22 protein-coding genes are annotated in these 20,312 nt (G+C 64.2%); 8 read left to right on the top strand and 14 right to left on the bottom strand.

The window, feature by feature from the left end; translation table 11 throughout:
• Position 1 precedes the first annotated feature (1 nt).
• The 7 genes from ACTJKX_RS02355 to ACTJKX_RS02325 form a co-directional block, all read right to left on the bottom strand.
• Positions 2-1,987 carry a heme lyase CcmF/NrfE family subunit gene (locus tag ACTJKX_RS02355; RefSeq protein ID WP_440724232.1) on the bottom strand — a complete coding sequence of 662 codons (1,986 nt, stop codon included), beginning with the start codon at positions 1,985-1,987 and terminating at the stop codon, positions 2-4.
• Positions 1,984-2,439: a cytochrome c maturation protein CcmE gene (gene ccmE, locus ACTJKX_RS02350; RefSeq protein ID WP_068296783.1), complete on the bottom strand. Its 456-nt coding sequence runs from the start codon at positions 2,437-2,439 to the stop codon at positions 1,984-1,986. Before ccmE ends, ACTJKX_RS02355 begins: the two co-directional genes overlap by 4 nt.
• Positions 2,436-3,578 carry a c-type cytochrome biogenesis protein CcmI gene (gene ccmI, locus ACTJKX_RS02345; RefSeq protein ID WP_440724231.1) on the bottom strand — a complete coding sequence of 381 codons (1,143 nt, stop codon included), beginning with the start codon at positions 3,576-3,578 and terminating at the stop codon, positions 2,436-2,438. Before ccmI ends, ccmE begins: the two co-directional genes overlap by 4 nt.
• 220 nt (positions 3,579-3,798) lie before the next feature.
• On the bottom strand, positions 3,799-4,197 hold the full coding sequence (locus ACTJKX_RS02340) for a hypothetical protein (RefSeq protein WP_311933362.1): 399 nt from the start codon (positions 4,195-4,197) through the stop codon (positions 3,799-3,801).
• Positions 4,198-4,432: 235 nt separating this feature from the next.
• Positions 4,433-5,857, bottom strand: a complete 1,425-nt coding sequence (locus ACTJKX_RS02335) for an ATP-binding protein (protein WP_440724230.1) — start codon at positions 5,855-5,857, stop codon at positions 4,433-4,435.
• The gene (locus ACTJKX_RS02330; RefSeq protein ID WP_068296769.1) at positions 5,854-6,528 is read right to left on the bottom strand and encodes a response regulator transcription factor; all 675 of its coding nucleotides are present in this window, start codon (positions 6,526-6,528) and stop codon (positions 5,854-5,856) included. Before ACTJKX_RS02330 ends, ACTJKX_RS02335 begins: the two co-directional genes overlap by 4 nt.
• A gap of 10 nt (positions 6,529-6,538) precedes the next feature.
• Entirely contained in the window at positions 6,539-6,823 is a 285-nt protein-coding gene (locus tag ACTJKX_RS02325; RefSeq protein ID WP_311933365.1) for a PepSY domain-containing protein, read from the bottom strand.
• A 187-nt stretch (positions 6,824-7,010) separates the two neighbouring features.
• Between ACTJKX_RS02325 and ACTJKX_RS02320 the strand changes: the two genes are divergently transcribed.
• Positions 7,011-7,877 (top strand): S1 family peptidase, encoded by an 867-nt coding sequence (locus ACTJKX_RS02320; RefSeq protein WP_311933366.1) that lies wholly within the window; start codon positions 7,011-7,013, stop codon positions 7,875-7,877.
• 118 nt (positions 7,878-7,995) lie between these two features.
• Positions 7,996-8,784 (top strand): S1 family peptidase, encoded by a 789-nt coding sequence (locus tag ACTJKX_RS02315; RefSeq protein ID WP_311933367.1) that lies wholly within the window; start codon positions 7,996-7,998, stop codon positions 8,782-8,784.
• Between the two features lie 792 nt (positions 8,785-9,576).
• Here ACTJKX_RS02315 and ACTJKX_RS02310 read toward each other — a convergent pair.
• Positions 9,577-10,068, bottom strand: a complete 492-nt coding sequence (locus tag ACTJKX_RS02310) for a YcgN family cysteine cluster protein (RefSeq protein ID WP_367624056.1) — start codon at positions 10,066-10,068, stop codon at positions 9,577-9,579.
• A 60-nt stretch (positions 10,069-10,128) separates the two neighbouring features.
• Positions 10,129-10,584 carry a VOC family protein gene (locus tag ACTJKX_RS02305; protein ID WP_367624057.1) on the bottom strand — a complete coding sequence of 152 codons (456 nt, stop codon included), beginning with the start codon at positions 10,582-10,584 and terminating at the stop codon, positions 10,129-10,131.
• Positions 10,585-10,902: 318 nt separating this feature from the next.
• Here ACTJKX_RS02305 and ACTJKX_RS02300 point away from each other — a divergent pair, with 318 nt between their 5' ends.
• The 3 genes from ACTJKX_RS02300 to ACTJKX_RS02290 are packed head-to-tail and all read left to right on the top strand — an operon-like array spanning position 10,903 to position 14,119.
• On the top strand, positions 10,903-12,987 hold the full coding sequence (locus ACTJKX_RS02300) for a transglycosylase domain-containing protein (RefSeq protein WP_440724229.1): 2,085 nt from the start codon (positions 10,903-10,905) through the stop codon (positions 12,985-12,987).
• On the top strand, positions 12,984-13,595 hold the full coding sequence (locus tag ACTJKX_RS02295; RefSeq protein WP_311933371.1) for a DUF1214 domain-containing protein: 612 nt from the start codon (positions 12,984-12,986) through the stop codon (positions 13,593-13,595). The genes ACTJKX_RS02300 and ACTJKX_RS02295 overlap by 4 nt, the downstream gene beginning before the upstream one ends.
• Positions 13,592-14,119, top strand: coding sequence for a DUF1254 domain-containing protein (locus ACTJKX_RS02290; RefSeq protein WP_440724228.1), 528 nt, complete (start codon positions 13,592-13,594; stop codon positions 14,117-14,119). The genes ACTJKX_RS02295 and ACTJKX_RS02290 overlap by 4 nt, the downstream gene beginning before the upstream one ends.
• Before the next feature lie 56 nt (positions 14,120-14,175).
• Here the strand turns inward: ACTJKX_RS02290 and ACTJKX_RS02285 are convergent, their stop codons facing one another.
• A complete protein-coding gene (locus ACTJKX_RS02285) occupies positions 14,176-15,081 on the bottom strand; it encodes an ADP-ribosylglycohydrolase family protein (protein ID WP_440724227.1) in 906 nt (301 codons plus the stop codon).
• 8 nt (positions 15,082-15,089) lie between these two features.
• On the opposite strand from ACTJKX_RS02285, the gene ACTJKX_RS02280 reads away from it, so the two are divergent.
• The gene (locus ACTJKX_RS02280; RefSeq protein WP_440724226.1) at positions 15,090-15,347 is read left to right on the top strand and encodes a hypothetical protein; all 258 of its coding nucleotides are present in this window, start codon (positions 15,090-15,092) and stop codon (positions 15,345-15,347) included.
• A 265-nt stretch (positions 15,348-15,612) separates the two neighbouring features.
• Here the strand turns inward: ACTJKX_RS02280 and ACTJKX_RS02275 are convergent, their stop codons facing one another.
• The 3 genes from ACTJKX_RS02275 to ACTJKX_RS02265 are packed head-to-tail and all read right to left on the bottom strand — an operon-like array spanning position 15,613 to position 18,486.
• Positions 15,613-15,963 (bottom strand): DUF1491 family protein, encoded by a 351-nt coding sequence (locus ACTJKX_RS02275; RefSeq protein WP_311933375.1) that lies wholly within the window; start codon positions 15,961-15,963, stop codon positions 15,613-15,615.
• Positions 15,960-16,745: a peptidoglycan-binding domain-containing protein gene (locus ACTJKX_RS02270; RefSeq protein ID WP_311933376.1), complete on the bottom strand. Its 786-nt coding sequence runs from the start codon at positions 16,743-16,745 to the stop codon at positions 15,960-15,962. The genes ACTJKX_RS02275 and ACTJKX_RS02270 overlap by 4 nt, the downstream gene beginning before the upstream one ends.
• Positions 16,738-18,486, bottom strand: coding sequence for a PAS domain-containing sensor histidine kinase (locus ACTJKX_RS02265; protein WP_394310136.1), 1,749 nt, complete (start codon positions 18,484-18,486; stop codon positions 16,738-16,740). The genes ACTJKX_RS02270 and ACTJKX_RS02265 overlap by 8 nt, the downstream gene beginning before the upstream one ends.
• A gap of 353 nt (positions 18,487-18,839) precedes the next feature.
• Between ACTJKX_RS02265 and ACTJKX_RS02260 the strand changes: the two genes are divergently transcribed.
• Entirely contained in the window at positions 18,840-19,142 is a 303-nt protein-coding gene (locus tag ACTJKX_RS02260) for a hypothetical protein (RefSeq protein ID WP_311933378.1), read from the top strand.
• 41 nt (positions 19,143-19,183) lie between these two features.
• Complete coding sequence (locus ACTJKX_RS02255) at positions 19,184-19,603, top strand: SufE family protein (protein WP_311933379.1); 420 nt, start codon at positions 19,184-19,186, stop codon at positions 19,601-19,603.
• 126 nt (positions 19,604-19,729) lie between these two features.
• Here the strand turns inward: ACTJKX_RS02255 and ACTJKX_RS02250 are convergent, their stop codons facing one another.
• Positions 19,730-20,149, bottom strand: coding sequence for a MucR family transcriptional regulator (locus ACTJKX_RS02250; protein WP_068288823.1), 420 nt, complete (start codon positions 20,147-20,149; stop codon positions 19,730-19,732).
• Between the last annotated feature and the right edge of the window lie 163 nt (positions 20,150-20,312).

Raw genomic sequence — 20,312 nt, 5'->3', positions numbered from 1 at the left:
CCTATTCGGCCGGTTGCATGGTCTGGGCAAGCCGGCGAGCCGGCTTGGGGGCACCGACGCGCAGGCGGCGGTCCGAGAGCGATAGCAGGCCGCCAAACGCCATGACCAGGCAGCCGAGCCAGATCAGGGTGATCAGCGGCTTGTCGTAGAGCCGGGCCGCAATGGCACCATCCGGCAGGTTGTCGCCGAGGCCGATATAGATCTGATCGAAACCATGGGTGCTGATGCCCGTTTCCGTCACCGGCATCTGGCGCGCCGGATAGAAACGCTTGGAGGACGTCATGCGGCCGATCTCGACGCCATCGCGGCGGATCACGAACTGCGCCTCGGTGGCCGTGTAGTTCGAGCCGCGCCTGGGTACTGCGCCGACATAGGTGGCCTGGAAACGTCCGAAGGTGGCGGTCTCGCCGGGCTTCATCGCCACGATGGTCTCCGATTGCCAGGCCGAGGCAGCGACGACGCCCATCAACGTGACGCCGACGCCAAAATGGGCGAAGGCCGTGCCGAAGGCCGACCGCGGCAGGCCCGTTGCCCGGCGCAGGCTGGATCCCAGCGGCTCGCGGAACAACTTGATGCGCCCGGCGATCTCGACCACCGCTCCCGCCATGATGAAGAAGGCGAGGCCTGCGCCGAGCGGTGCCAACACCGGCCCGCCCTGCTTGAGCCACAGCGTCACCAGCGCGGCCAGGATGGCCAGGCCGATCGCAGCGGCGAGGCGCTGCATGGCACCGGCCAGGTCACCGCGCTTCCAGGCCAGGAACGGCCCGAACGGCATCACCACCAGCACCGCCAGCATCAGCGGCCCGAAGGTCAGGTCGAAGAAAGGCGGACCGACCGACACCTTGCCGCCGGTCAGGGCCTCCAGCGCCAGCGGGTAGAGCGTGCCGATGAACACGGCAAAGCAGCTCACCGTGAGCAGGAGATTGTTGAGGATCAGCGCGCCCTCGCGCGAGATCGGCGCGAAGATGCCGCCCTGCTTCAGGGCTGAAGCGCGCCAGGCGAACAGGCTGAGGCCACCGCCGATGAACAGCACCAGGATCGCCAGCATGAACACGCCGCGCCTGGGATCGGTGGCGAAGGCGTGCACGGAGGTGAGCACGCCCGAGCGCACCAGGAAGGTGCCGAGCAAGGAGAGGGAGAAGGTGAGGATGGCGAGCAGGATCGTCCACACCTTGAGGGCATTGCGCTTTTCCATCACCAAGGCGGAGTGGAGGAGCGCCGTACCGGCGAGCCACGGCATCAGCGAGGCATTCTCGACCGGGTCCCAGAACCACCAGCCGCCCCAGCCCAACTCGTAATAGGCCCAATAGGAGCCCATGGCGATGCCCAGAGTCAGGAAGATCCAGGCCAGCAGGATCCAGGGCCGGACCCAGCGCGCCCAGGCGGCATCGATGCGCCCCTCGATCAATGCGGCAGCCGCAAAGGCAAAGGCGATGGAGAAACCGACATAGCCGAGATAGAGGAGCGGCGGATGGATGGCGAGGCCGACATCCTGCAGGATCGGGTTGAGATCCTGCCCCTGCATCGGCGCCGGCGTGAGGCGGGTGAAGGGATTGGAGGTGAGCAGGATGAACAACAGGAAGGACGTGCTGATCCAGGCCTGCACCGCCAGTACGGTCGCTTTCATGGTCGGCGGCAGGTTGCGGCCGAAAGCAGCCACCAGCCCGCCGAAAAACGCCAGGATGAGGACCCAGAGCAGCATCGAGCCCTCATGGTTCCCCCATACGCCTGTAATCTTGTAGAGTAGCGGCTTGGCCGAATGGGAATTCTCGAACACGTTGGTAAGCGAGAAATCCGAGCTGACATAGGCATAGGTCAGCACGCCGAACGCCATGGCAACGAAGAGAAGCTGGAACAGGGCGGAACTGGTGCCGATGCGCATCAGCCCGAGATCGCCCGCGCGAGCGCCCCACAGCGGCAGCACCGACTGGATCACGGCGAGCGTGAGGGCGAGAACGAGTGCGTAGTGGCCGGCTTCGACGATCATGGCTTTTTCCCGTAGGCGCCGCCCTCTTCCCAGTGGCCTTGCGCCTTCAGCGCATCCGCCACTTCCTTGGGCATGTATTTCTCGTCATGCTTGGCCAGCAGCGTATCGGCCTGGAAGACGCCGGCGCTGTCGACCACGCCCTCGGCCACCACGCCCTGCCCCTCGCGGAAGAGATCGGGCACGATACCCGAATAGACGACCTTGATCGACTTGTTGGTATCGGTCACCGTGAAGGCGATCTCGGATGCGCTGCCGCGCTGCAGGGAGCCTTGCTCCACCAAGCCGCCCAGCCGCCAGCGCTGGCCTGGCGTGGTCTGCTTGCCGACGATGTCGCTCGGCCCGGCGAAATAGGACATGGTGCCGCCCAGGCTGAACAGCACCAGGCCCACCGCAGCCGCGAGGACCACACCGGCTGCGCCGATCATCGCCAGACGTCTGCCCTTGCGCGTCATAGACCCAATGCCTTCGAAAGCTCGTCCATCTGCCTGACGGCATCGGGCGAATTGGCCAGGGCCTTGCGGGCATCCGCGAGCGCAGTGCGGGCATTGTCCGCCTGCCCGAGCACGCTATAGGCCTTGATCAGCTTCATCCATTCCTCCGGGCTGCCCCCTTGCGATTTTAACCGCTCGGACAGCCCGGACACCATGCCCTGGATCATTTTGCCGCGCTCCTGCGGAGTCATCGCCTGGGCTGCCCTGACATCGTCCTGTGAAGGGCCGCGTGCAGCCGTATCGGGAGCGGCGCCATCGGGAGCAGATCCGGGCTGCCCGCCGACCCTGGCGATTTCCTGCCGCAGGAAGTCGGCAGCATTGGGATTGTCGGCAATCAGGGCCTGCCAGGCCTCGATCGCCCCCTTCTTGTCGCCGTCCTGCTCCCTGGCGAGGCCGAGGAAATAGGCAGAACGGAACTCCTTGGGATCGAGCTTGAGAGCCCGCTGGAAGGCGGCCTTGGCGTCGGCCGTCACCATGCGGTCGGCGGCAGCGACGACGGCGACGCCGAAATTGGCCTCGCGTTCGGCGGTCGACCCCAGCAGCCGCAGGGCGTTGGCATAGGCCTGCTTGGCATCCTCGAAGCGCTGCTGGCGCAGATAGATCTGCGCCATCAATTCCCAGCCGCGGCCGTCTTCGGGATTCTCCGCCAGCTTGGCTTCGACCCGGGCCACCAGTTCATCGAGCGAGGCGTTTTCGATATTGCCGTCCAGCCGGGCCGCCAGGGGCTGGTCGGGACTCGATGGCGAGCCGAGATAGGCATAGAGCCCGAGGCTGAGCAGCGGGACCGCCACCAGGACGACGCACGCGGCAAACCTCCGCCGCCCGCTGGCCGCCTGCGCGGCCGGCTGCCGGTCCTTCTCGGCTTTCTTTCCCTCATCGGCCTCGATCAGGCGGCGGGAGACCTCGATGCGGGCGGCCTGCGCCTCGCTCCCGGCGATCAGCCCGCGCTCGAGATCGCGATCGATCTCGGCCAACTGGTCCTTGTAGATGGCGACATCGGATGCCTGCGGCGTCACGGCGCCGCCACGCTGCGCCAACGGCCACAGCAATGCCAGAGCTGCGAGGCCGGTCATGGCGGCCAGGGCTATCCAAAGGAGCATTCGAGATCTCTTGCGCTGGCCATAAGGCCTAATTTGGGCGTTTCAAACGCGCAGAGACGCCTTATCACCCATCGGCTGCGGGCAGCGTGCGCGACCGCACCCCGCCCGCCCAGATATCGCCGCAGCAAAGCGCGTTCATGACCGAACACCTCTTCGCTCCGGCTTGTCGTCCCGACGCGTCGCTGCGATTCCCGGCCCTTCCGCCCGATCGCAAAACGCCTCAGCTGTTGACCCAACCGCCATCCGGCTGCCGGCACGCCGTCGAACGGGCGACGCTCGGCACGCCGTCCTTGTAGACGGTCTGGGAATATTGCCGGCACGGAGCCGCGCCCTGGTTCTGCAGCGGCCCGGCCACCACGCTGCCATGGGTGGTGGCGTTGCTGTCGCTCTTCCAGTCGATGCTGACCTTGGCCTTGCCATCCAGGGCCGTGCGCCGAGCCTGCTCGGCGCGGGCGCGATCGGCGGGATCGAGGCTGTCGAGGATCGGCGAATTGCTGGTGGCGGGCGTGGGCGGCGCGGCGGCGACGGTCGGCTGGGTGGTCGAGCTGGTAAGCCCGCATCCTGCCAGCGGCAGCGCCACCACAGCCAGGCCAAACAGCTTGACGATCGATTTTGTCATAGGACCCCTGACCTAAGCATAAGAGCATAAGCTGTCGGCAGCCTTACACGCAAAAACGCCCCGCGCCAACCATCTCTCAATGTCGCAAGGGGCAGGTGTTCCGCGCGATACGAGAAAGTGATCCTGATACCGGCCCAACCGGTTTTGCCACTTGGTGGAACCACCAGAAATCGCAAAGACGCGCCGGACTGGAGAAGTCGAACCAACAAATGTTCGCATCTGAACGTGTTTGGTTCTAGACCGTCGCGCCTTCACCGCTTCGCGAGGATGGCCGGGCGCCGGCTGTTGGTACCGGCCCCTGCAGGGCGGGAATATCGAGGATGGCCCGCAGACCGCCGATCGGTGCTTCATCGAGATTGAAACGGCCGCCATAGAGCGAGACGAGATCCTGTACGATGGCAAGGCCGAGGCCGGTGCCGGGCTTGGTCTCGTCGAGCCGCTTGCCGCGCTGTCCCGCCTCGGCGCGCTTCTCGGGTGACAGGCCCGGTCCGTCATCGTCGATGGTAATCCGGGCGAACATCGCGCCATCCAGGTGGAACGCCTCGGTCCGGATCAATACCTCGCTGATCGCCCATTTGCAGGCATTGTCGATGAGATTGCCGGTCATTTCCTCGATGTCTTGCTTCTCACCGCGGAAACGCAGCGCCGGATCGACCTGAACCGTGATCTTCAGGCGCTTGACGGCATGGATTTTCTCCATGGCCCGGACCAGCCCCTCGATCACCGGTGCGATCTCGGTCACCGTTCCCACCACGCTGACGGCGGCGGCGATGCGCGCGCGCTGGAGGTGGTGATCGATCTGCTTGCGCATCACGCCAACCTGTCGGCCCACCTGTTCGGCCAAGGGACTGGCCGGCGCCGTACCCGCCTCGTTGGCGATGACGGACAAGGGCGTCTTCAGGGCGTGGGCGAGATTGCCGACATGGGTGCGGGCCCGTTCGACCACTTCCCGGTTGGCGTCGACCAGCGCATCCAGTTCACGCGCAAGCGGCACGATCTCGTCGGGCAGGTCCGGCGGCAGCTTGGCCGCCTCGCCAGTGCGCATGCGCGCCAGCGCACCGCTGATGCGCGAAAGCGGCCTGAGGCCGAAGCGTACCTGCAGCAGAATCGCAGCGAGCAGCCCGACGCCAAGTGCGGTAAAGGTCAGCAGCAGCGAATATTGAAAGTCGGAAATGGCGCTGTCGATCTCATCGGCAGGGCCGGCCAGGGTTACCCGGTAGCGGCCGTCCTCCCCAAGATCGATCAGACGCTCGACGGCACGCAGCCGGCGATCGTCCGGGCCCTTGATATAGCCCTCGCGCACACCGCTGGGTTCGCCGGGCGTGTTCTGGTCGTCGAGGCTCGGCAAGGTCGCTTCGAACAGCGATTTGGATCCATTGGAAGCCGGCTTGTCGAGGCGGTTGATCTGCCAGTACCAGCCCGACAGCGGCAACTCGAAACGGGGCTCGCCCATGGCGCCTGGCGCCGTGCGGTCGCCCACATCCGCGCCAGCGATATCGGCGACCAGCGTCTTGAGATAGACATGCAGGCGCTCGTCGAAGGAGCGCTCGGTCGCATGCTGGTAGACGGAGGAGAGCACCACGCCCGCCACCACCAGCACCACCACCACCCAGGCCGCGGCGGCGACGAAGAGGCGGAAGGCCAGCGAGCGTGTGGTCATACGCGCATGGCGTCCGGCGGCGTGAGGATATAGCCCATGCCGCGCACGGTCTGGATCACATCCACACCCAGTTTCTTGCGCAGCCTGCCGACGAACACCTCGATCGTATTGGAATCACGGTCGAAATCCTGGTCGTAGAGATGCTCGACCAATTCGGTGCGCGACACGACGCGCCCGGTATAGTGCATCAGATAGGCCAGCAGCCGATATTCATGCGAGGTGAGCTTGATCGGGTTGCCGTCGACCACCACGCGGCCGGCCCGGGCATCGAGGCGCACGGGGCCGCAGACGAGTTCATTGGTGGCATGGCCGGTGGTACGGCGGATGAGCGCGCGAAGACGAGCCAGGACCTCTTCCATGTGGAAGGGCTTGGCGACGTAATCGTCCGCCCCCGAATCGAATCCCATCACCTTGTCGGACCAGCGATCCCGGGCGGTCAGGATCAGCACCGGCATCACCTTGCCGGCGCGGCGCCAGCGGTCGAGCACGGTAATGCCGTCGAGCTTCGGCAGCCCGACGTCGAGCACAACGGCATCATAAGGTTCGGTATCACCGAGGAAATGGCCTTCCTCGCCGTCGAAGGCCCGGTCGACGGCATAGCCGGCCTCTTCAAGCGCCTTGACCAGTTGGCGGTTGAGATCCTGATCATCCTCGACCACGAGAAGCCGCATCGGTATTCCTTTACTTCACACCTACGACTTCGCCGGTCTTGGCGTTGATCGTCGCTCTTATCACCCGACCATCGGTCCCCAGAAATGTGACGACATAGCGGTAATTGCCAGGGTCTCCACACAAATTGCCGTCGATCATCTCTCCCTTTACCGCACGTCGAGCCGCTCCCAATGCCGAAAGAAGAGGCACGATCGTACCTGACTTCACGAGCGGGCGCGCCTCGCTGAGGCTGACGCAGGCAGCCATCGCCGGCTGCAACGCCACAAACCACCCCAGTCCCAGGGCAAGGGCCACGGCTAAGGAAGATATCCGCCCCATCCTCATCCTTCTGCTATAGCTCGCCTCGTGCAAAATCCAAAAACGCGCCGAAACAAGGAGTTAGAACAAGGCGGCATTTCCGCCCGACGCGCCTTGCTCTAGATTTCGCCGCAATTCCCCTCGATTCGAGCCATCATCATTGTGCAGAGCCACTGAACACGGCATGAACGTAATGCTCAATCCCGCGTTTCGCCAGAAGGAGCGCCCCGTTAATACGACAGGTGCCGGCTGGTTCTCGCCCGGGCCACGCCAGTCACGGATGCTGGCATCGATGTCGACCTGGGTCCTGCGCTCACCCATGATCGCCCTTCTGAGCCTGGTCATAGCTCTGGTCATGGCTCTTGTGTCGGCGTTGCCCGCCCATGCCATCGTCGGCGGCACGCCGGCAGCCGCCGATATGGCCCGCCACGTCGTGATGATCGTCTCCGATCGCGGCAGTTTCTGCTCGGCCAGCGTCATTGCCTCCGATCTTCTGCTGACAGCGGGCCATTGCGTGCGCAAAGGCGCCAATTACCGTCTGCTGACCTATCAGGGCGGCAAGCCGGTGCTGTCACAACTCGGCAGCGTGGCGATCCACCCCCAATTCGATGCCAAGGCTTATGACAAACGGCATTTCACCATCGATCTCGCTCTGGTGAAACTCGATGCGCCCCTGGCGGGCTATGCGCCGCTTTCCCTGGCGGCCGAAGCAGGCATCGCGGGTGCGGTCTACCGCGTCGCCGGGTTCGGCCTGACTGCCCAGAATGCCGGCAAGAGCGGCGGCGTTCTGCGTGAAATTGCGCTGGAAGGATCTCCGCCCATCTCCAGGGTGCAGTTGCGCCTGCGCGAGAACAGTGGCGTCGGCGGCGCCTGCCAGGGCGATTCGGGCGGTCCGGTGCTGCGCGAGGGCATGCTCGTGGGCGTGCTGGCTTCGGCCGTGGGCGCCAATAGCGGCCGGGGCTGCGGCGGCATGACGGGCGTGGCCCTGCTGGGCACCGCCCTGCCCTGGATTCGCAGCAATGCAGCGCGCATGGGAGCGCCCCTGCCATGACAGCCCGGCGTTTGAGATCCGGCCGATTCTTCACGGTCGAATCCGAGACTCGCTCGGCAAGAACCCGCCCGAACGCGCAACAATTTGGTTTTGGTTGGAAATGCTCTACAGCTTAGCCATGATGAAAACCCGCCTCGCCGCCGCTGTCATGTCCTTCGTGGCCCTCACCATGCCAGCCCTGGCGATCAAAGGCGGTCGCGACGTCACCGATCCCTCCGGCGTACGCAGTCACGTGGTACAGATCACGGGGCCGAGCGGCACCAAATGCAGTGGCACGGTGATTTCCCGCAAGCTTGTGCTCACGGCCGCTCATTGTTTCCTGAGCGGGCATGGCGACTATCGCATCCGTGCCCTCGATACCCAGTTCCGCTTCCGCTTCGCCGAGGCGACGCAGGTGGCGATCCATCCCCAGTTCGACGTAACGGCGCTCGGAACCTCGGCTGCGATCAACGATATCGCGCTGATCCGGGTCGACCACGATTTTCCCGACTGGCTGGTGCCGGTGCCGCTGGCCTCGCGTATCGCCGATGACGGCAGTTTCGTCGACGTCCAGGTCGCCGGCTTCGGCATGAGCCGCGATCGCGTGGTCAGCAGCGCCGGCAAGCTGCGCGAACGGCGCTTCGATATGCTGGACCAGATCGACAGCAAATCCCACCAGCTCTTCCTGATCGATCACAAGGCAACCCGCCGCACCATCAACAATAACGGCATTTGCCGGGGCGATTCGGGCGGGCCGGTGTTCCAGCGCCAGGGCGCGAACTATGTGCTGGTCGGCGTGATCTCGGCCGTGATGGGCGGCAAGGGGCGCGATTGCGGCACGATCACCGCCGTTACCGCCGTCTCGGCCTATCGCACCTTCATCGAGACCATGGCCGACAGAGCCGGCTCCCCTGTGCGCTTTCAGTAAGCGAGACGCTCATCGCCGGGGATCGCAGGCCCTGCGATCGTTCCTGTGGCCCCTGCCCTCGCTATTTCAATCCTGAGCACTGCTTTCCGAGGTCACATGCAGCCCCATGGTCGCGCTCGAAACGGCCAATGCCGGCGGCCGAGCTTAGAAGAATGAAGCAAGGAACAAGACGGAGGCAGCGATCACGACAAAGGACAGAGTCGAGATCGCAAAACTGAGATGCCGTCCAGCCGCCGAGGGATTCACGCGGCCGAAGCCCGCCACCCGCTCAGGACGATCGAAAACCAGTTGCGCACGTGTCATCAATCTTCCCCCGAATCTGATGTTCAACACGCCCTATTTCGAACATTTGCGCGTATTCGCTCTGTGCGAAAACGCACAAACTCCTCTCCTTCGACAAAAAATGTTTACCAAAGAGTAAACTTAGTATTTTCCAACCTCAGACCGGCATGGACAGGGCAACATGCAAGATCATGCCCGCCAAGATCATGAGCACGGCAGCAGAGCCGATATCGACAAGCGTTTCCATCCCGCAACTCCTTTTGAATGATGCAAAGATAAGCGTGCTGTGTTGCTGGAATGCTGCCCGAGTGGGGCAATTCCCAGAATGTCCGCACAGCGATGCTCGACGATGCGGTGCCATGCCGTTTCCCCGTCGCCGCGATTCCACCCGTCTTCGGCTCGCTCGAATGGCGTTTGCTGCCGTTGCGCCAGGAAAGCCCGCAGGCAACCGCCACGGCTCCCATCCTGACGTTTCAGGCAGAGCGGCGGAGCGTCGCCTTCACACAGGCTTCAGCGCCTGCGAGCCGCCTTGGGTACGCGCGCGGGCCAACGCACCACGTGCTCTTCCCACTCGCCCTCGCCCACCTGCTTGTCGTCGGCCTTGACCTTGCCGCGCACCGAGACATTGGCCTGGTGCACGGTATTGGGGTCCCCCGAAACCAGGGGATGCCACCAATAGAGATCCTCGCCGTCGGCGACCAACCGATAGGCACAGGTCGGCGGCAGCCAATCGATGGTGCGCACCAGCTCGGGCGTCAGCGTGACGCAGTCAGGAACATGACGCTTGCGATGCTCGTAATCGGAGCACTGGCAGCTATGGCATTCGAGCATGAAACAGGCGACATCGGTGAAATAGGTGTCGCCGGTTTCCTCTTCCTCGAGCTTGACCAGGCAGCAGCGCCCGCAGCCGTCGCAAAGGCTCTCCCATTCCTCCGGGGAGAGGGCCTCCAGGGGCTTGGTCTTCCAGAAGGGCTTCGAAGGCTGTTCCATCGCCGTTGCCATAGCGGAACAGCCGGTCAGAGTCACCCTTCGTGAGAAGGCGGGCCGCCGGAAGGGAGCGCTTCAGCAGGCCATCTTGCGCATACCTTCCTGGATTTCCTCGACGGTGAGATCGCGCTGATGGGTGGCGATCGACCAATGATGCCCGAAGGGGTCCTTGATCACGCCATAACGGTCGCCCCAGAACATGTCCTGCACCGGCATCGCCACTTCGGCGCCCGCCTCGACAGCGCGGGCGACGAAAGCGTCGACGTCGGCGACGAAGAGATGGATGGTCACGGGGGTGCCGTTGAGCATCTTGGGCGATAGCAGGCCCCATTGCTTGTTCGCGTCGACCAGCATGACGGAACTGCCGCAGACCTTGATGGAGGCATGCATCAGCTTGCCGTCGGGTCCGGGCAGGCGGATCATCTCTTCGGCGCCAAAAGCCTTCTTGTAGAATTCGATGGCATCGGCTGCGCCGTCGCAGACCAGATGCGGCGACAGGACGTTCATGCCGTGCGGGGCGATATCAGCCATGGTCTTCCCTCCTCATGGGCAAGTTTCGTGGACTTACCCCAAGGACGGCGCAGCGCGGCCGGTTCCGACAGGGATGAAAAATTAATTCTGAACGCAACGTTGTTTGCCATGCCGCTGGAAAATCTCGGCAGGGAAATTGCAGGTCTTTCAGGATCGGCGACCGGGGGTTAGACTGTGCGTCCTGACGTCTTTCGCGTACCGGTTGGTTCCATCGTGCCTGAACGCAAGCCAGAGCCGTCCTTTCGAAAGCGCCTGAGCCGCGCCGCCCTTCGTTTGGACTCATGGCTCGACAACGCCGTCTATGCGTCGTGGCAGAAAGTGCGAGCCGGGATCGAACGCGGCTCCGACATCTCCAACAGGTTCCAGGTCTCGGGCTGGCGCCGGATGCTGGTGGAAGTCGGCTGCGAAGGGCTGACGCTGGGCACGGCCGGCATGATCTTCGGCCTGATGCTGATGCAGCCGGCAATCCGCCAGATCGGCGATGACTGGCTGCGCCGCGCCGACATCGCCGTCACTTTCGAGGATCGTTATGGCAATATCGTCGGCCAGCGCGGCATCCGCAGCAATGACAGCGTGGCCCTGGCCGACATGCCCGACTATGTCATCAAGGCCGTTCTCGCCACCGAAGACCGGCGCTTCTACGATCATTTCGGCATCGACGTCATCGGCACGCTGCGCGCGCTCACCGTCAACAGCCAGGCGAGCGGCGTGGTGCAGGGCGGCTCCTCGATCACCCAGCAGCTCGCCAAGAATCTCTTCCTGTCCAACCAGCGCACGCTGGAACGCAAGATCCGCGAGGCCTATCTGGCGCTCTGGCTCGAGGGGCATCTGAGCAAGGACGAAATCCTCAAGCTCTATCTCGACCGCGCCTATATGGGCGGGGGTGCCTTCGGCATCGAGGCGGCGGCGCAATATTACTTCGGCAAGTCGGTGCGCGACGTCTCCCTGGCGGAAGCGGCCATGCTGGCCGGCCTGTTCAAGGCACCGACCAAATACGCACCGACCAACAACCTCGCAGCGGCGCGTGGGCGTGCAAACCAGGTGCTCAGCAATCTCGTCGACGCCGGCTTCATGACCGAGGGCCAAGTCTCCGGTGCCCGCCGCAATCCGGCCACGCCGGTCGACCGGGCGCGGGAAAAGGCACCCGACTATTATCTGGACTGGGCCTATGGCGAGATCGCCGACCTCGCCGATGACGGGGCATTGGGCAGCGAATCCGTGTTCGTGGTGCGCACGGCGCTGGATCCGATCATCCAGGCAACGGCGGAAAACGCCCTGGAATCGAATCTGCGCCAATATGGCAAGGACTACAACGTGCACCAGGGTGCCATCGTGGTCATGGAGCCCGACGGCGCTGTACGCGCCATGGTGGGCGGACGCGATTATAGCCAGAGCCAGTTCAACCGGGCCACGGACGCCCTGCGCCAGCCCGGCTCCTCCTTCAAGCCCTTCGTCTATGCCACCGCCTTGATGAACGGCTTCACGCCCAAATCCATCGTGGTGGATTCGCCCGTCTGCATCCGAAACTGGTGTCCCCAGAATTTCGGCCACAAATTCTCCGGTCCGATCACGCTGACACAGGCCATCACCCGCTCGATCAACGTCATCCCCGTCAAGATCTCCCTGGCCCTCAGCAAGAGCGCCGCCGACGGCCGGCGCATGATCATCGAGACGGCCAAAACCATGGGCATCGAGACGGAGCTCAAGGAGTCCTGGGCCCTGCCGATCGGGGTCGAGGCCGTCAATCTCCTGGAGATGACCGGCGCCTATGGCGTCTTCTCGTCCGGCGGACACAAGGCGCCCCCCCATGCCGCGCTGGAGATCCGCAATGCCAAGGGCGACCTTCTGCATAAGTTCGATCCCGCCCGCGAGGATCCGGTGGTGATCGACCCCAAGATCATCGCCGATATGAACGGCATGCTCAACAGCGTGGTCGAAAACGGCACGGCCAAGCGAGCCCAGCTGCCCGGCATCAAGGTGGCCGGCAAGACCGGCACCACCAATTCCTATCGCGACGCGTGGTTCATGGGCTTTACCGGTAACTTCATCGGTGGGGTCTGGTATGGCAATGACAATTTCCAGCCCACGGAGGAGATGACCGGCGGCTCCCTTCCGGCCATGACCTGGCAGCAGGTGATGACCGTCGCTCACCAAGGCGTGGAAATCCGGCCGATCCCCGGCGTTGCCCCCTTCCCGCCGGTGCAGCAGCCCAGCAAGGCCGAACCGTCGGCCCCCGATACGGCGGATGCGGCGCAGATGGCTCCTGCGCCGCCGCCTGTCCTCACCCGCAACGCGACACAGATCCTGCGGGACGTCGCCACCCTGATCGAGCAGGCCGATCATTCGCCTGCCAGGCAGGCAGCCCAGATGCGCCGCCCGGCGCCGGTTTCGGCCATCGAATGAAAGGTTTCTCCGCGATCCTGGGGCTGGTCTATGCCCTTGCCCTCGGCGGCGCGCTGGGGCTCGGTCTCACCTGGTGGGCTACCGGGGCCGATTTCCAGCTCGGCGCCCTGCGCTTCGGTCCCTGGACGGCATGGCCCCTGGCCGACCCGCTCGGGGCCGATCGCTATAGCCGCGCGCGCATCGCCCGCAGTGGAGACCTGCCTCTCGGGCCTGGTGAAGGCCTTGCCTTCACGGCGTGGGAGGATTCGGCGGGGCGAGCGCTCGATGGCACCTGCCGGTACCGCCTTTCGGCCATGCTGCCGCAGGCGCGCTGGTGGACCCTCAGCCTCTATGATCGATCCGACAGGCTGGCCCGCAATCCCAGCAACCGGGCCGGCTTCACCAGTGCTTCCGTTCTGAGGGGCGAGGAAGGCCGGGTGACCGTCACCGTGGCGCCCGACAGCCAGCCCGGCAACTGGCTGCCGAGTTCCCCCGGCCCGATGAGCCTGATCCTGCGCCTTTATGACAGTCCGATCTCGACAGGCCTCGCCACGGAATTCGGGGCCGGCCGGAGTATTGCCGTTCCCGCAATCGAACGGCTCGACTGCGTGGCTGGAGGCCCCCCGTGATCCGCTGGCTGTTATGGACGCTCGCGGGCCTGCTCATCGGCGTCGTGGTGCATTTGGCCACGATCGTCACTCTACCCCGCCTCAGCGGGCAGACCGGCTTTCAGCGCGCGAGCGCAATCGCCCCACTCGGACGTTTCGTCATCCTGACTGCCGACAAGACCCCATTGCCGCTACCGGACCCGGCCATCGTAACGGCTTTCTGCCGCTACGACCTCACCGGTGGCCCGGTTCATGTGCGCGTTCCGCTGAATGCCGGTTTTCTGTCGGTGTCGTTCTATACGCCGGCAGGCCTCAATTTCTACACGCTGACCGACCGTGCGGGCGCGAACGGTGCGCTCGAGATGACCTTGTTCACACTGGCGCAGCTTGCCGAGATCAGGGCCAAGCAAGGTCCGGATCTGCCGGTCGCCTTGCGACTTCAGGCCCCCGAGCCGACGGGCCTGATCGTGGTGCGTGCGCTCGTGCCCGAACCGACCCAGCAGGTCGATGTGGAGCGGGAACTGGAGCCCGCAAGCTGTCGCTAGAGCGTTGTTCAGAAACGTCGACAGATTTTTCGATAGAGAAAGCGCTCGGCACCCTCTCAACCCAGCGCGAGAGCGCGGGCCGTCGCGATGATCTCATCGCCCCACACGACCTTGTGCTGCCAGGCGATCGGAATGGCGCTTCGTCCCCACAAGGCACCGGCCAATTGGCCGGCCACAGCGCCGATCGTGTCGGCGTCCCCACCCAGATTCACCGCGTCTACCACCGCACCCTGGAAGCATTCGGCTCGGGATACGGCCCACAGCGCCGCCTCCAGCGTGTGCATGACATAGCCGCTGGAGGAAATGGCATCGCGTTCGACCCGCCGCCAATCCGTGCTTGCACAACGCCGCAGCGGCTCGGGAAGATTCTCCGGCAAGTGCTTCGGCCGCAGCACGCTCGCCGGATCCGCACCGTGCAGGGCCTCGAACAGCAGTGTTGCGAAATAGACGCAGGCCTCGACGGCTTCCTCGGCCCCATGAGTCAGGCGGGACTGGTCCGCCGCATCCCGCAGGGCACGTTGCCGATCTCCTCGAGCGGCGATGACGACCGGCACCAGTCTCATCAAGGAGCCGTTGCCGGCGGTGTCGGCGGCTGTCGGGCCAGCGAACGGATTGCCCGAGGCCTCATAGCGCGCCAGGGCCTTGCTGGTTACCCCGCCAATGTCGAAACACTCGCCGGTCGCGCTCAAATAGCCGTGTCGCCACCAATTGACGAAACGGTTCATGCAATCCTGGGGATCGAATTGTTTGTGCTGCTGGAGGCTCGCCGCCAGGCAAAGCGCCATGGAGGTGTCGTCGGTCCAGGCCCCGGGTGGAAGGGCGAATGGCCCGCCGCCGACGATGTCGGTCAGGGGAGCATGGCTGTCGCGAGCTGAAAATTCGAGCGTAGTGCCGAGGGCATCACCGATGGCAAGCCCGAGGAGAGCTCCCTCGGCTCGGTCGAGATAGTCGCTGGAACTCACGCCTTGCGATGGCGCTTGCCACCACCGGCGCCACGACGCGGCTGGGGCGACTGACGATCGTCTTCTACGTGGCGCTCGATACGCACGCCGGTGAAGAACAGGATTTCGGCACTAGGCTCCCGGGCCTCCTGTTCACTCGGAGGGCGTGGGGCTTGAGGTTGTTTGGGAAATGGCAGGACGATGCTCATGGCGGGACCTATCAGCAGATTGCACCAGAAATCGAGACTCCGTTCGCTTTGGGGTCATTAGCAGGTAAGGAAAGTTAACAGTCTGTGTACATACGCACTAAACGCCGCCCGCCGTCGCTGCGGCGTGACTCCGGTGTGCGATTTTGCACATCGGGCCCCGATATTACGGCCAATTGGCCCTTTTTGGGCAAAACGCGCCCAACAAAATAGGCGTAGGCCTTTCGGGCATGGTGCGTCCGGCAATGCATCACCGGCCGTCCGGGCCAGACTATGCACCCAAAGCCATCGGTTGCGGAATCACGTTTTGATACATTGCCGAATGGTAATTCGGGCAATGCCCGCCTCAGCTTTCCTCGGCGAGGTCGAGGAAATGCCGGCCCTGGCGGTCCTCCGCCTCGATGACCCAGAGGTCGGGGTCGAAGCGGAATTCGCGCTGCAATCGCGTCTCAGCATCCAAGGGCGTGGCGTCCGCCGGCGTGATCCGCACAAAGCGGCGCACGCCATCATCCTCGGTGATGAGCGATTGCGGCGCCGGGCCGTAAAGCGCGGCGGTGCCGTCGAGATGGTCGATCTTGACGAAGATGGCCCCGGCCTCCTCGGAACCGCGCTGGCGCAATGCGGCGAAGGCACCTTCCGCCATGGCGCGGCGAAGATAAGCCGCGACGAACAGGCTGGATTTGAGCCGGGCGCTCATTCCACCTTGGTACCGGAACGGGCCAATTCCTGCAGCAGCCGCGTCGAGATCTGGCCGGTTACCGGCAATCCACGATCCTTCTCGAAGCGGGAGATGGCGTTGCGCGTGTCGGCCGCCATGAAGCCATCGACCTTCAGGGGACCATAGCCCTGCTTGGCCAGTGCCTTTTCGACCCCAAGCACGCGTTTGTCGGGCTGTGGGCCGGCCGGGGCCGGCGGCTCGCCATTGATCAGCGCGGCGATCTGGTCGACGGGCGGAGCCGGGGGCGCCTCTGCGGCGGTCGGTTCGGTGGTGAGCAGGGGACTGGAACTGGCGATGATCTTGGTAAGCAGCGCCGCGCTGGGCTGACCGTCGACCGGCATGCCATTGTGCTGCTGGAAGGAGCGGATCGCCGTGGTGGTCTTGGGGCCGAGAACCCCGTCGGCCAGGCCGTCATAGAGCCCGCGCTCGGCCAAGGCGAGCTGGACATCCCGCAGCACGGCAACCGCGTCCTGGGAAGCGGCATCGTCAGCCCCACGCGCGCTCGCACCCGACGCCGAAACGGAAGGAGCCGACGAGGCCGAGCCGCGCTGGGCGATGAAGGGCGAGGTATGCGTGCCGTTCTGCAGAACCAGAGCATTGACCAGGATCGCAAGGCTGAGGCCCCCCATCACCGCCAGTCCCGCGACCTCGGCCGGACGCTGCAGGATCACCCGCATGATACCGACATAACGCGAGGGGGCCTCTTCGACCTTGTCCGACAGCAGAAAATCGCGATCGGAACGGGCTAACGCTTCACGCACGCTTCTTCCCCAATTCTTCTTCGATAAAATGATCTTGGACCGCCGGACGCACCGGCAGCGTTTCAATGGTGGCGCCGCTGGCAAAGGCCCGGCGCGAGGCTTCGCTTTCGCAATCGGACGGCAGCTGGACCGTGACGGTGGTACCGTGACCGATCAGGCTGTCGACCTCCATGCGCCCGCCATGCAACTGGGCAAGGCCCTTGACCACGGAAAGGCCGAGGCCGGTGCCTTCATAGGTCCGTTCGTAGTCCTTGGACGGCTTGCCGGCCGTCGACTGGAAGAAGGCCTCGCCCAGCCGCGGCACGTCCTCGCGCGCCACGCCGACGCCGTCATCGGCGACGAAGAGGGCGACGCCGTATTTCTCCTGGCGCGCGCCGATGGTGACATGGCCGCCGCGCTTGGTGAATTTGAGCGCGTTGGACATCAGGTTGAGGTAGATCTGGCGGCAGGCGCGCTTGTCGGCGATGATCGGCGGCATGTCGGGCGCGATGGCGGTCTCCAGGGAGATGCCGAGTTCCTGCGCCTTCAGCAGCAGGATATTGCGGCAGTTCTCGATGAGGTCGCGGATCTGGAAGGATTCAGGCACCAACTCGAAGCTGCCGCTCTCGATCTTCGACATGTCGAGGATGCCGTTGACCATCGACAGTAGATGGTGGCCGCTGTCATGGATCAGGCCGGCATATTCATGCCGCCGCTCTGCCGAGAGCTTCATCATCTCCTCGTTCAGCATCAGCTCCGAAAAGCCGATGATGGCATTGAGGGGCGTGCGCAGCTCATGGCTCATCGTGGCCAGGAAGCGGCTCTTGGCGGCATTGGCCTTCTCGGCCTCGATCTTCGCGTCGATGAGCTGGTGCTCATAGGCCTTGCGATCGGTGATGTCCTGCATGACCGCCACCGTCTGGCGGTCCTCGTCCTCGCCCAGCGGCCGGCAGCGCATCTCCACCCACAGGAAGACGGGAGCCCCCTCCCCCTTGCGGCGCAGCCGGAACTCGACCGTCGAGCCCAGCCCATCCATCTCGGCGCTGGAAAGCGCAGACAGATAGGCGGGACGGTCGGCGATATGCACATAATCGAACAGGCCCTGGCCGAGCAGTTCGGACGGCTCGGCACCGAACAGCGCCTGGGACGCCGGCGAAGCATAGACGACCTGGCCGCGCTTGCCGTGCCGGGTCACGAGGTCGCTGATGTTCTCCGCCAGCAGGGTATAACGGGCTTCGCCGGACTTCACGAGCTGGCGGTCGTAGCGCCTCAGGCGCAATTCCATCAGCACGATGCCGCCGACGGCAGCAAGGGCAAGCACGACGCCCAGTCCGTCGAGGAAGCGCGTACCGAAACTGGGCGGCGGCGCCATCTTCGTTCCCGCCAGGGCGATCACCATGGCGGTGATGCCGGCCAGGACGATAGCGCGGATCACGATGTTGCGGGCGCCCGTCAGCAGCGCGAGGGCGGGAGCGACGGCCAGAAGTGCATAGGCGCTGGCGCTGTGCCCGCCGCTGTGGCGGGCGACGATGCCGGCAAAGCCGCAGACGGCGAGGACGGTGAGTAGAGCCGCAACATCGAGACGACCGGTGACGGACAAGCGCCAGACAATGGCGAGCAGGGCGGCAACCAGTACCATGATGCCGCCGACACCGAGGCTGGGACCACCGGAGAAAGCCAGGAAAGGCGGCACCAATGTCAGGCCGAACAGCGCCGCGCCGAGCAGCATGGCGACGAAGGCACCATGTCGGGCCGCTGTCAAGGGATCGTGTTTCGCCGATCCGTGGACCAAGCGGTCGACGGATGCCTTGGCGGATATGAACCAATCAAACTGACGCAACGCCCCGGCACGGCCCTGCGGCCGCGCTCCCTACATGACCCGTCGACCATGGCAGTGCGTCCTTTAAACGAACCCTAAGAGAATGGGCCTGCCAGGCCGTTCCTGCGTCTGGAAAGGCCTCTTGGCGGGTCAAGTGCCAAACATGGTGAACAATTCCTCACCAAGACGGGTTGGCGGGTTAACCATCCCTTCACTTTGCCGCCGTCCGTGCGATGAGTCACGCTCCTGTCGATGGTGCCCATGCTAGAATTGACCATCGATCGGGAGCCCATGACGTGTTCTTCATCCTGCGCATGATGTTCTGGCTTGCCGTGGTCGCCCTGCTCTTGCCGGCGCCGCCGGCCCAGCATGACAAGCAGGCCCTGGCGGGTCTGTCGGCAACGGCCCTCGCCGACAAGGCCGTCGGCGCCGCCTTGTCCTATTGCGCCGCCAGTCCCCAGCAATGCGCCGCTGGCCTCGCCGGTGCCAGGCAGCTTACCGGCCTCCTCGCCAGCCCGGGTGACGATGCCGCCGCCGCTCCCGCTCCAGCCGGTCAGCGCTTCACAGCCCTGCCGCCCCCACGCCCTTCCATTCCCTGAGAGGGCTTTGTCTTCCTCGGCATCTCACTTATATGAAGGGGATGAGCAGCCAAGACATCGCCGTCATCATCGAGAATTTCGAACTCCTGGACGATTGGGAGGATCGCTATCGTTACCTGATCGAGCTCGGCAAGACGCTGGAGCCGCTGCCCGACGAGGCGCGGACAGCGGCCAACAAGGTGCAGGGCTGCGTCAGCCAGGTCTGGCTCGTCACCCATTGGAAGGAAGGGCGGGCCGGTTTTCAGTGCGATAGCGACGCCTTTATCGTGCGCGGCCTCCTGGCGATCCTGGTGGCCGTCTATTCCGGCCGCACCGCGTCGGAGATTCTGGCCATCGACGCACTTGAAATCTTCCGCAAACTGCAGCTCGAGGAACATCTCACGCCTCAGCGTTCCAACGGACTGAAATCGTTTGTCGAACGCATTCGCAGCGATGCGCGGCAGGTCCTGGTCACGACCTGATCGCTTCCTGCCTCGAACGTCTAGCGCCAAACCATAACTGGCGACACGCCCTATATACTTCAAACAACAACAGCCGGATGCATGGCATCCGGCTGTTGTTGTCGTTCCGGCAGGGCCGTGGCGAAATTACCGTCCCTTGCGACGGCGCTGCTGGCCGAGGCCCATCTGCTTGGCCAGGTTGGAGCGGGCCTGAGCATAGTTGGGGGCAACCATCGGGTAATCGGCCGGCAGAGCCCACTTCTCGCGGTATTCTTCCGGCGAGATATTGTATTGCGTGCGCAGGTGACGCTTCAGGGACTTAAACTTCTTACCGTCCTCGAGGCAGATGATGTAGTCAGCCGTCACCGACTTCTTGATCGGAACCGCCGGCTTGGGAGCCTCGGCCGGCACTTCCTGCACGCCGCTGGTGATACGCTGAAGAGCACCATGGACCTCATTGATCAAGCCGGGCAGGTCCGATGCAGCAACCGAATTATTGCTGACATAGGCCGAGACGATGTCCGCCGCGAGCTCGATGAAGTTGGTGTTGTTGGATCCGTCGCTCATGGTAAATCGACTTTCTTTTTTTGGTCTGATTTAACTAAATGTTCACCACCGGCTACGCTGCCGCGCCATTCATTAACAGCAGTGCAGGCCATACATCCGCTTCGCAACTTTGGAATCGCGAATTTCGAATTGCGCACTGATGTAAACTCTCAAATCTTATCAA

The organism is Labrys sp. 22185, assembly GCF_052045555.1.
Lineage (GTDB): Bacteria > Pseudomonadota > Alphaproteobacteria > Rhizobiales > Labraceae > Labrys > Labrys neptuniae.
This window is presented reverse-complemented; position numbering and strand designations above follow the sequence as displayed.